The sequence below is a fragment of the Tepidiforma sp. genome (genome assembly GCF_034432735.1).
Classification (GTDB): Bacteria; Chloroflexota; Dehalococcoidia; order Tepidiformales; family Tepidiformaceae; genus Tepidiforma.
The window spans coordinates 1-2,524 of the sequence record NZ_DAOUBJ010000132.1; the positions used below are offsets into that span (position 1 = coordinate 1).

The following is a 2,524-nucleotide window of genomic DNA, read 5'->3' on the forward strand; positions in this document are numbered from 1 at the left end:
TCGCCCGCTGGCGGGGCGCCGATACCGAACCGCAGCTCGCGCTCGGAGCGCGTGCCAACCCGGGCACCGGCCTCCGCCGCTATCCTGCCCTTCCTACCTTATCGAAACGTCGACGTTCGCTCCAAGAAAACGAATGTCGCAAAATTCACGAATCGAATTCGTACCCACACGCACCATCCCTCGCGAGGCAGCCCCGAGCGATGCCCTCACCACCCACCGCGCCCGCCCAAGCCCTCCCCAAACCGCGCCTCCGCGATTTCGGGCTCGCCCCCCTCGTCGTCCTCTTCGTCCTCAACGCCGTCGACGAGCTCGACCGCGCAGTCCTCGCCGTCTCCATGGAGGATATCCGCCGCGACTTCGGCCTCCCCGACTGGGCCGTCGGCCTCCTCCCGCTCGCCGTCGTCTTCATCACCGGCATCATCTCCCTCCCCGCCGGCAACTGGGCCGACCGCTGGCGACGCGTCTCCATCCTCTCCGGCGGCGCCATCGTCTGGGGCGGCGCGGGGCTCCTCGCAGCCGCCTCGCAGAACTTCATCCAACTCTTCCTCACCCGAGCCCTCCTCGGATTCGGCCAGGGCACCATCGTCCCCACCCACGCCAGCCTCCTCGCCGATTACTACCCGGTCAGCGTCCGCGGACGCGCGCTCGGGTACCACCGCTCCGCCAACCCCCTCGGTCAGGTCCTCGGAGCCATCATCGGCGGCGCCATCGTGGCAGCCGTCGGTTGGCGCTGGGGCTTCGCAGCCGCCGCCATCCCCGGCCTCCTCCTCGGCATCTATGCCCTCCGCCTCCGCGAACCCCGTCGTGGCGAAGCCGACCTCCTCGTCGCCGCCCGCCAAGACCCCATCTTCGCCGCCTTCCTCCAAGACCCCCCCGACAAGCTCGGATTCCGCCAGAGCCTCGGCACCATCTTCCGCATCCCCTCCCTCCGCCTGCTCATCTTCACCAACGCCGCATTCGGCTTCTCCCTCTTCGGCGTCGTCTTCTGGATTCCCGCCCTCTTCGAACGCCAATACGGCTTCTCGACCGCCGCCGGCGGAGCACTGGCCGCCCTCGCCCTCGCCGCCTTCGTTGGCACCTGGTACGGTGGGCCCTTCGCCGACCGCAACACCGCCCGCGGCTTCCGCTACCTCGGCCGCGTCGGCGTCGTCGCCACCCTCGTCCTCACCGTCACCTGGTCCCTCGCCTTCCTCGTCACCGATGCCACCCTCTGCCTCCTCCTCCTCAGCCTCGGCGCCCTGATCGCCTCGCTCGGCACCCCCGGCCTCATCTCCATCGTCGCCGCCGTCTCGCCCCCGCGCATTCGCTCCCAGGCCTTCTCCGCCTTCGGGCTCGCCCTCGCCGTCTTCGGCGCCGCAGCCGCCCCCCTCATCGTCGGTGCCATCTCCGAACTCCTCCAGGCCTCCGCCGGCATGGCCGAAGGCGAAGCCCTCCGCTGGGCGATGCTCTCCGCAACCACCGCCGTCATGCTCCTCGGCACCTGGCTCGTATACCGCGCCAGCCACTACTGCGCCGAAGACGCCCAGCGCACCATGGCCGAATTCCTCGCCGACTTCCAGCGCCGGGCCGCCGCAGCAGCGCAGTGACACCTCACCCCAAGAACGGGTTCGGCACCCCTGCCATCCCGAAGTCCTCCGCCACTGGCCCCGCAATCAGCGCACCACCGTAGGTACTCAGCGCCTCCGCCAACGCCCGATCCCGCCGCAGCGCACCCTCCACCCCGAAATCGGCCAGCTCCTCCACGAATGGGAGCGTCGCGCTCGTCAGCGCCTGCGTGCTCGTCTGCGGCACCGCCCCCGGCATGTTCGTCACACAGTAGTGCACCACCCCCTCCTCCACGTAGGTCGGTGCGCTATGAGTCGTCGGCCGGCTCGTCTCCGAGGCCCCGCCTTGGTCGATAGAAACGTCCACCAACACCGCACCCTCCCCCATCGACCGAACCATCTGCCGCGTCACCACCTTCGGTGCCGCGTGCCCCGGAACCAGCACCGCCAGAATCGCCAGATCCGCCCCCGCCAACTCCTCCGCCACCGCCTGCGGCGACGACACCCGCGTCCCGATCCGCCCGCCGAAATGCTCCTGGAGATACGCCAGCCGCGAGAGGTCCCGCGACATCACCATCACCCGCGCTTCCAGCCCCATCATCACCCGCGCCGCCGCCGTCGCCACCTGCCCCGAACCCAGGATCACCACCCGCCCCGGCGGCACCCCCGCCACCCCGCCCAACAGCTTCCCACGCCCCGGCCCCGGATGCTTCAGCAACTGCGCCCCGATCTCCGCCGCCATCCGCCCCGCCACCTGCGACATCGGCGCCAGCAACGGCAGGCTCCCATCCGCCTTCCGGACCAGCTCGTACGCCAACGCCGTCGTCCCCGAGGCCACCAGTCGCTCCGTCAGCCCCCGGTCCGCCGCCAAGTGAAGGTACGTAAAAAGCGTCAGCCCCGGGCGCAAGTATCCGTACTCGCTCGGCACCGGCTCCTTCACCTTCACCACCAGCTCGCACCTCCCCCAAACCTCATCGGCC

General features: G+C 70.2%; 2 protein-coding genes. One reads left to right on the forward strand and one right to left on the reverse strand.

Going from position 1 to position 2,524, the window contains the following annotated elements:
• Nucleotides 1-1,586, forward strand: a 1,586-nt coding sequence (locus VAE53_RS11820; RefSeq protein ID WP_322819571.1) for an MFS transporter, incomplete at its 5' end; no start/stop codon positions are given.
• A 4-nt stretch (nucleotides 1,587-1,590) separates the two neighbouring features.
• On the opposite strand, the gene VAE53_RS11825 is transcribed toward VAE53_RS11820, so the two are convergent.
• Nucleotides 1,591-2,524 (reverse strand): alanine dehydrogenase (locus VAE53_RS11825; protein ID WP_322819572.1); only part of this gene is annotated, 934 nt, incomplete at its 5' end.